The organism is Thiomonas sp. (assembly GCF_054608695.1).
In genome coordinates this window covers 1-7,523 of the sequence record NZ_JBTRXV010000125.1, presented here as the reverse complement: position 1 = coordinate 7,523, position 7,523 = coordinate 1, and the positions used below count along the sequence as shown (strand labels likewise).

At 62.9% G+C, this 7,523-nt stretch carries 10 protein-coding genes and 3 pseudogenes; 9 read left to right on the top strand and 4 right to left on the bottom strand.

The features are described 5' to 3' along the window. The first annotated feature begins 49 nt into the window (after positions 1-49). A pseudogene (locus ACYCUK_RS22110) lies at positions 50-930 on the top strand (transposase). A gap of 234 nt (positions 931-1,164) precedes the next feature. On the opposite strand, the gene ACYCUK_RS22105 reads toward ACYCUK_RS22110, so the two are convergent. Continuing rightward, the gene (locus tag ACYCUK_RS22105) at positions 1,165-1,962 is read right to left on the bottom strand and encodes an IS5 family transposase (RefSeq protein ID WP_461596771.1); all 798 of its coding nucleotides are present in this window, start codon (positions 1,960-1,962) and stop codon (positions 1,165-1,167) included. A gap of 148 nt (positions 1,963-2,110) precedes the next feature. Next, positions 2,111-2,305 (bottom strand): YgaP family membrane protein, encoded by a 195-nt coding sequence (locus tag ACYCUK_RS22100; protein WP_461596770.1) that lies wholly within the window; start codon positions 2,303-2,305, stop codon positions 2,111-2,113. Positions 2,306-2,492: 187 nt separating this feature from the next. Between ACYCUK_RS22100 and ACYCUK_RS22095 the strand changes: the two genes are divergently transcribed. Next, positions 2,493-3,509, top strand: a complete 1,017-nt coding sequence (locus ACYCUK_RS22095) for a class I SAM-dependent methyltransferase (protein WP_461596769.1) — start codon at positions 2,493-2,495, stop codon at positions 3,507-3,509. A 2-nt stretch (positions 3,510-3,511) separates the two neighbouring features. Here the strand turns inward: ACYCUK_RS22095 and ACYCUK_RS22090 are convergent, their stop codons facing one another. Beyond that, positions 3,512-3,949, bottom strand: coding sequence for a type II toxin-antitoxin system VapC family toxin (locus ACYCUK_RS22090; RefSeq protein ID WP_461596768.1), 438 nt, complete (start codon positions 3,947-3,949; stop codon positions 3,512-3,514). Beyond that, complete coding sequence (locus ACYCUK_RS22085) at positions 3,949-4,173, bottom strand: AbrB/MazE/SpoVT family DNA-binding domain-containing protein (protein WP_461596767.1); 225 nt, start codon at positions 4,171-4,173, stop codon at positions 3,949-3,951. Before ACYCUK_RS22085 ends, ACYCUK_RS22090 begins: the two co-directional genes overlap by 1 nt. A gap of 530 nt (positions 4,174-4,703) precedes the next feature. Between ACYCUK_RS22085 and ACYCUK_RS22080 the strand changes: the two genes are divergently transcribed. The 7 genes and pseudogenes from ACYCUK_RS22080 (at position 4,704) to ACYCUK_RS22050 (ending at position 7,335) form a co-directional block, all read left to right on the top strand. Beyond that, positions 4,704-5,150 carry a PH domain-containing protein gene (locus ACYCUK_RS22080; RefSeq protein WP_461596766.1) on the top strand — a complete coding sequence of 149 codons (447 nt, stop codon included), beginning with the start codon at positions 4,704-4,706 and terminating at the stop codon, positions 5,148-5,150. A 126-nt stretch (positions 5,151-5,276) separates the two neighbouring features. Further along, a pseudogene (locus ACYCUK_RS22075) lies at positions 5,277-5,435 on the top strand (type I restriction-modification system subunit M N-terminal domain-containing protein); the annotation flags it as partial. Positions 5,436-5,458: 23 nt separating this feature from the next. After that, positions 5,459-5,629 (top strand): hypothetical protein, encoded by a 171-nt coding sequence (locus ACYCUK_RS22070; RefSeq protein WP_461596772.1) that lies wholly within the window; start codon positions 5,459-5,461, stop codon positions 5,627-5,629. A gap of 60 nt (positions 5,630-5,689) precedes the next feature. Then, positions 5,690-5,881, top strand: a complete 192-nt coding sequence (locus ACYCUK_RS22065; protein WP_461596765.1) for a hypothetical protein — start codon at positions 5,690-5,692, stop codon at positions 5,879-5,881. Between the two features lie 25 nt (positions 5,882-5,906). Continuing rightward, positions 5,907-6,560: pseudogene (locus ACYCUK_RS22060) on the top strand (type I restriction endonuclease); the annotation flags it as partial. A gap of 311 nt (positions 6,561-6,871) precedes the next feature. After that, the gene (locus ACYCUK_RS22055) at positions 6,872-7,078 is read left to right on the top strand and encodes a DUF3563 family protein (protein ID WP_112487757.1); all 207 of its coding nucleotides are present in this window, start codon (positions 6,872-6,874) and stop codon (positions 7,076-7,078) included. Next, positions 7,072-7,335: a hypothetical protein gene (locus tag ACYCUK_RS22050; RefSeq protein ID WP_461596764.1), complete on the top strand. Its 264-nt coding sequence runs from the start codon at positions 7,072-7,074 to the stop codon at positions 7,333-7,335. Before ACYCUK_RS22055 ends, ACYCUK_RS22050 begins: the two co-directional genes overlap by 7 nt. The last annotated feature ends 188 nt before the right edge of the window (positions 7,336-7,523 follow it).

Here is a 7,523-nt window from a genome sequence, read left to right as displayed (position 1 = left end):
CGACGTCGGCTAGGATCGAGTCATCGTTGTTGGCGTCGATGGTGGCCACATGAAGCGATTCATCGAAGGCGAGGACAGGGCCCAGGTCACGCTGCTTCCCGAGTGCCTGGATGACTACATCGCCGAGGACAACCCGGTGCGAGTGGTCGATGTTTTCGTCGACGAGTTGGACCTGGCCAACCTTGGATTTGATGGTGCGACTCCTGCGTCGACCGGACGCCCGTCGTATCACCCGGCGGTTTTGCTGAAGCTGTACATCTACGGCTACCTCACCTGATCGTCGCGCACGAAGTGACCAACATCGGCTCCGACCGTCGTCAGTTGACCAGGATGGCCCAACAAGCCCAGGTCGTCATGCCAGAGCAGGACCTTCAGGTCGTTGCCGACAGGGGTTACTTCAATGGTGACGACATCCTGGCTTGTGATGAAGCCGGCATCACGACCTATGTCTCCAAGCCCATGACGTCGGAGGCGAAGGCCGAGGGGCGATTCGACAAGTCCGACTTCGTCTATGAATCCGAAACCGATCCCTACCGTTGCCCGGCTGGCAGCCGCCTCATTCGACGCTATGCCCGCGTCGAATCTGGGCACCTCATCCATCGGTACTGGAGTTCAGACTGCCCGCGCTGCCCCATCAAGGCGCAATGCACGCCCACCCCGTATCGGCGGGTCAGTCGCTGGGAGCACGAAGACGTCCTCGAAGCCATGCAGCGCCGCCTGGATGGTTCCCCGGGCATGATGCGCGTTCGAAGGCGAACCGTCGAGCACCCATTCGGCACCATCAAGTTCTGGATGGGCGCTCGGCACTTCTTGATGCGAACTCTGCAGCATGTTCAGACCGAGATGAGCTTGCATGTGCTGGCCTGCAACATGAAGCGAGTCATCCAGATCATCGGAATGGCGCCCCTCATGGCAGCGATGAAGGCCTGAAGGGCCTTTCTTCGTCGCGTGCACGCCGGCTTGGTTCACGAGCTGGCTTGCTCCGCAGTCCGACCCCAGCTCAACACCATCGATTTTGAACGCCCCGTCGTGTTTTCACACGGCCTCCGGCCTTTTCTGGCACAAGCTCGAAGCCTGCATCAAGCGTCATTGAAGCTGTCTGAAGTTAACAAAAGCAACCGAAACAGACCTTACGGAACGCGATGATTGCGGCGGCAATGGGGTTCAGCGCGACGAAGCTGCGCTCAAGCTTCTCGTATCGACCAGGAGCTTGCGGAATCGGTTGAACCCACTGTGGCAGACCTCAACCACCCAGCGCCGCGCTTTCTTCGCTGGGTCTCGCCGTTTGGCAGCGGCCTCCGTGCGGCGGTCAACGACGTGAGGGATGTACCCGTGCGACTCGATCGTTTCCAACGCGCGCCGGCCTCGATACCCAGCGTCGGCACACAGATGCTTGCTGCGCCTCGTTTGCGGGGTCTTGCGCTTGACCAGGATTGCTTGGAGAACCTGATCGAGTTGCGTGACGTCATGCTCATTGGCTCCGGTCACGACGAGCGACAACGGGACGCCACGGCCGTCCACCAACAAGTGTCGCTTGCTCCCCTTTTTTCCCCCGGTCGGTGGGGTTGCGACCGACCGCCTCTTGCGCAAGTGGCGCCTTGAACATGGCTCCGTCGATGCTTTGCTACGCCCAAGCGATGCCCTCCATCGGGTCGTACTCGGCCAAGCCGGCTCGCCAGATGGCCTCGAAACGTCGGCGGCCTCCCACTCGAGGAAGCGCTTGTGGACCGCGCTGGCGCTGCCAAATCTCTCCTTGGGCAGCGCCTTCCATTGGCAGCCCGTGCGCAGTACATACACCACCGCTTCAAAGACTTGTCGCGCTGGCTTGGGGGGCCGCCCAGCACCCGGCTTGCGCACGTACTTTTTGGTGGCTGAACGTTCACGCACCGGAATCAAGGGTTCAACGCGCCGCCAGAAATCGTCAGTCACAACCCACGAATCAACGTGTTTGCGATTGGCCATGCTTCGCTCCTCACCGCGTAACGTGCGGCTCGGAGCGGTAGTTTACTATTTACGGATAACTTCTAAGTCACCCGTCGCACGCTTTCAGCGCCGAGGCACCTGACCTTGCTCCGACCGAGGCGACTCCCATGGTCGCCTCGGTCGGCCTTCAGTTCTTGCGCATCGGGCAGGTGCGAATCCCGAGCACCGCGTACAGCGGGCAGAAGCCCACAGCCCCGGTCACGAGCGGCACCACGCCAATCCAGCCCCACACGCCGATGACATGGGTCAGTGTCAGGGCAATGAGTGCAAGACCTGCAATCACGCGCAGGGCGCGGTCCAGCGTACCTTCGTTCACAGTCATGGTTGTGCTCCTCAAGATGTCTTTGTTGAGCCCGGCGGACTCTACGCGATCATCGCAGAATCCAGATACTCGTGGGAATATCCGAAGCTCACGCCCGACCAATCCGTGCGGGGACGTCTCTCACAGGCATGTGGTGCCACAATGGGCGATTACCTCCTCACGATTCCACGATTCCACGATTCCCCCCATGACTGCCGACGACCTCAAAACCCAATTCCGCCAGCAATCCCAGGCAGCGCTCAGCCTGAACATCGCCTACATCGGCGTGGTCAACGGCCTGTTCAGCACCCTGCACAATCTTGGCACCGCGTCATCGACGGCCCTGGCCGAAGCAGGCAAGCTCGACCCTGGCTACGTCCTGCGCTGGTGCGACGCGGCCTATGCCTTCGGCTACCTGGATGTCGAAGGCGAGGCATTCCGTCTCACGCCGATGGGCGAGGCCATGCGTCCTGACGCACCCGACACCCTCATGCCGATGGCCGTGCAATCCGTCCTGTCGGCCCATATGGCCGAGCGGGCCGCGGGGCTCATGCGCAGCGGTGAGCGTCCGGGTGAGCACGTGCTGGCCGAGCGCGAGACCGTGCTGCCCTGGTTCGGCCCGATGCTCGAAGCCAATTTCGCACCGATGTTCGAGCGCACCATCTGTCCGGCGGTCCCGGCATTTGCCGCGGTCGACGCCCGCGGTGGCCTCGCCGTGGACCTGGGCTGCGGCAACGGCTGGTATCTGCGCGCACTGGCGCGGCGCTGCGGCAAGCTGCGGGGCCTGGGCATCGACGGCTTCCAGGAGAACATCACCCAGGCCCAAGCCTTGGCGGCGCAGGACGGCTTGGCCGCAAGGCTGCGCTTCATCCACGGCGACATCCACGCGCTCACCCTGGACGAGCCCGCCGACCTGATTGCGATGAACCGTGCGCTGCATCATGTGTGGGAGAAAGACACCCAAACCCTGTTCGCCTGGCTGTGCGCCAACCTCAAGCCGGGCGGATTCGTCGTGATTTGGGAGCCGGCCTGGCCGGCAGACCGCACGGCCTTGCGCGAGCCCAGCCGCAAGGCGCTGGCGTTCCAGAACTTGAGCGAGCACGTGCAAGGCAACCATTTCCTGCGGCCCGACGACATCCAGGCGGCCTTTGCCCAAGCCGGCATGCAGTCGCAGGTTCACCTCTTCGCACAGGGCAACGAGGCCGTGGTGGTGGCGCAGCGCTGAATTCAGCCGACAGTTGGCTGCCGCTTGCGCTGAGGTTCTGACTCCAGCAGCTGTGCCCCTTCGAGCCTTGCGGCGCGCACATCAAACGTCAGCAATGGGCTGTGCCCCGCTTGGTTGACCAGGGCCGCATGCATGCAGTCGGCAAAATCCGGGGAGCCCTCCTGCTTGAAAGACCACAGGGCTTGTTCCAGTGCTGGTTCGCTCTGGAATTCCAGCTCGGTTGCGCTCAGCAATGCATCCAGGGCGGCGGTCACGGATGGCTTGTCCAGGCGATAGCGGGAGCGCAGCACCCACTCCGTTTCGAGCAGCACGGTGACCGGCACGAACAACCGCTCGTCCTGCTCCTGGGCCGACTGCAGAACTCGCGCGACGGCAGCGCTTTGCTCGGCATCGTCGTCCGTCAGCCAGCGCACCAGAACGTTGGTGTCGAGCGCGGCCATCAATGCGAGCCCAGGCTCATGTCCTCAATCGAAACCGTGGTGCCGGGAGCTGGCTGCAGCATGCCCTTGAACTCCAGGATGGACTTGGTTTTGGCCCGGAGCACCACCGTTCCATCGGGCATGGGCGTGAATGTGAGCCGGTCATGGGCATGCAGACCCAACGACCGCCTGATGTCGACCGGGACTGTCACTTGGCCTTTGCTCGTGAGGGTGGCTTCAGACATGGGGAATTCCTTACGAAGGCCTTTATTGTAAGGCGCTCGGCGTGGCAAATCAACGAACGTGAAGTCCTGCGCCTGCTGGATGCCCTGCAACTCACCGCGAAGCACGGCGTCGCCACGCTGGCCAACTGACGAAGCTGCAGGGCAAGTGGAAGCTTTGCCAAGAAGGCGGCCTTCGGGATTGCGGCGGAGTGGCAGCAGGTCTGCGTGAGCTTGTCGCGGAGGAAAGCACGGTTGTTGCCAACCTTGTCGAGCGAGGGTCGTAACCGTGTAACCGAGTAACGGAGCGCCATTTGCGGAGGGCTGGTCACACCGTTACACGGTTACAGCAAAACTCAGGCGCGAAAGACATCAACACCCAGCCAGAGCTTGGTTCAGCCGTCCAGCGCCGACGCTGGGGCGCGGTCCTTCGCGCCTTTCGCCATCCCTCAGCGCCACTGCCTAGCGCCGTTAAGCTACGCCCACGCTGGCGACAAAGGCAGCCACAGGCCGACCGACCAGCCGGAACGTGCTTCAAAACCAGGGGGGAGCTGATGAGCTACATCGACCGCAATCTGCTGACCAACGAGCAAGTCCTGCACAGGGCGCACCTCAGCCGTGTCGTGTTCATCTCACCGTCCCTGCTTCTCCTCCTTGGGCTCGCCGTGCTCACTCTCGACGGCGATGTCGCGGCCATCGGCGTCATCCTCCTGCTCGCCGGATTGGCGGGTTTGCTCAGCGCCTTCATCCGTTACAAGACGTCCGAATTCGCGGTGACAAACAAGCGAGTCATCATGAAGGTGGGGCTCATCCGCAGGACCTCCGTGGAAATCGTGCTCAACAAAATTGAGAGCATCACGGTCGACCAGGGGATTGCGGGAAGGGTTTTCAACTTCGGCTCGATTGCGGTGGTGGGTACAGGTGGCACCCATGACTCGTTCCATCGCATTGCGGCGCCGCTGCGGTTCCGGCGGGCGGTGCAGGAGCAGCTGGCCGGGTAGCCAGCTGGTCCCGCAGCGCATTCCATGCTGCCGCTCAACCTTACACTTTTCCCCAATCCCCACCGCCAGCCATGAGGCCCTGCAGATGCGAGCTGGCCTGGACAACAAAAATAGCAAGCTCCCGGCATGAACCAAGACCTCAAGAGAACCCTCTGGGCAGCAGCCGACAAGCTGCGCTCCAGCATGGACGCCGCCGAATACAAGCACATCATCCTCGGGCTCATCTTCATCAAGTGCATCAGCGACGCCTTCGATGAGCGCCGCATCCAGCTCAAGCCGAGTTCAACGACCCCGCGTCTGACCTGCACTTGATGGTCACGCTCGACAGTGCCGAACTCTGCCTCAAGCGCATTGCCGAGCGCGCAGCCTGCACCAGTTTTTTCATCGTTACCAAGCGTTGGTGGATGACCAGGTGCTGGTGTTCAATGGAGAATCTGGGCAATCCACCGTGGCAACAGGCACGCGTGCCGATGGTGTGACCGTGTTTGACGAAGCCCTGTGGACGCGTTTGACCGTCATGGCACAACAAGGAGAGAGCGATGCGGCCCAAGACCACCCCGACTAACGAGCACCTCGCTCGCGTCGCCGACATCGTGCGCATCGGCAACCGAGCCGCCCGTGCCGCCCAAGAGGCAAACCGCAAGCGCGGCATTCCCAACTGGTATTCGCTCGGCGATAGGCTGGTGAGCGACGCTGGAGAAATCGTCTATTTGAAACGTGCCCCCGCATAGGCCGTTGAATCCCTTCCCACCCGCGCCCGATAGCAAGACCCCCGGCACCGAGCGCGCCACCTACCGCCGGGTCATCCTCACCGAGCGCCTGCGCCAAGCCATCCGCCGCCTCAACCCCCACATCCCCGCAGGTGCCCAAGACGACGCCCTGCGCCAGGTGCTGAACCAGAGCATCCCCCGGCCTGCTGGCCGCCAACCGACAGTTCAACCGCTGGCTGGTGGAAAGTGTGCCCGTGGAGTACCGCAAAGACAACCAGACCCGTGGCGACCGCGTGCGCCTGGTGGACCATGCCGATGTGCAGCGCAACGACTGGCTGGCTGTCAACCAGTTCACCGTGCAAGGCCCCAGGCACACCCGCAGGCCCGACCTCGTGCTGTTCCTCAACGGCCTGCCGCTGGTGGTCATCGAACTGAAGAACCCCGGCGATGAGAACGCCGACCTGTGGGCCGCTACAACCAGCTCCAGGTCTACAAGGACGACATCCCCGACCTGTTCACCGCCAACGTCCTGCTGGTGCTGTCCGACGGCACCTCGGCGCGCATGGGTTCGCTGTCCGTCGGGCGCGAGCGCTTCATGGCCTGGCGCACCATCGACGGCCACAGCACCGACCCGCTGGGGCCGATGCGCGAGCTGGAAACCCTCATCCACGGCGCCTTCGACCCGGCCCTGCTGCTCGACTAAGGCCTTGCGTGCTCGCGCCATCGTTCTCGTCCATCGAAGTTTCGATGGACGAGAACGATCGCCGATGAACATCTATCTGAACAGTATTGGGGCTAGCCCATGCCCTGAACGCTGCATCGCAGCACGACCTTGAGCCACGCGCGGAACCCGCAGGCACATCGCCTATCGAGCCGATACGGACGCCGCGAAACGCCTATTGATGCTGCAAAGCAACAAAAGCGTAGGTCCCGCTTGAAATGTGGCCAGGAGGTGCTAAATTAGGGTTAACCCTAATCGCAATGAAAGGCTCCTCACAAGGGAGAAACATCATGAGCACGTTCAAGCAGTTTCTGCAAAAGATTTTTTCAGGCCTCGAATCGCAAGAGCAGCTCGACGAGGACTATCTGGCTCAGTCCGTCGACGTTTGCGACCTCGAGCGTCGCATCCACCAGCTCGAGTATCGCGGCACGGCGCGCGAGAGTTTTCCGCTGCACGCTTCAATCCCCGGGCTTCATCATCGGCGGGCGCTGTGGTAAGCGCCCACACGCCTGGCCGCAGCCCAGGCCGCCGCGCGCAATCACCGGTGGTCTTGGCGCAGTTGGGCGACTGCGCGCCACTCGTGTCTGCAGCCAAGGCGCTCCTGCGAGCGCCGTTCGATGCGATGCGCGAGCAGTACGCGAGCGCAGTCCGGGCGGGGCTCATCGAGCGCTCGCTGCTGGCCTCGGCCCGTTTTGAGCACAAGCTGGGCGCCCTCGAGCGCACAACTCTGGGCCCCTGGGCGCGGCGGGTTTGAGCTTCGCCGCTCGCGGCCCTGGCGGCTGCGAAGAGGCCATTCCAGGCCCCAAGCCCGGGCCGACACGGCCTAAGGCGACGCTGAACAAGTCCCGCGTGCGCATCGCATCCGCGCCTCGGGCGGTCTGCGGCGTTGCAAATCCGCGCCATGGCTTGGGCTATGGCTGTGGTTTGCGCCTTGCATCCCAT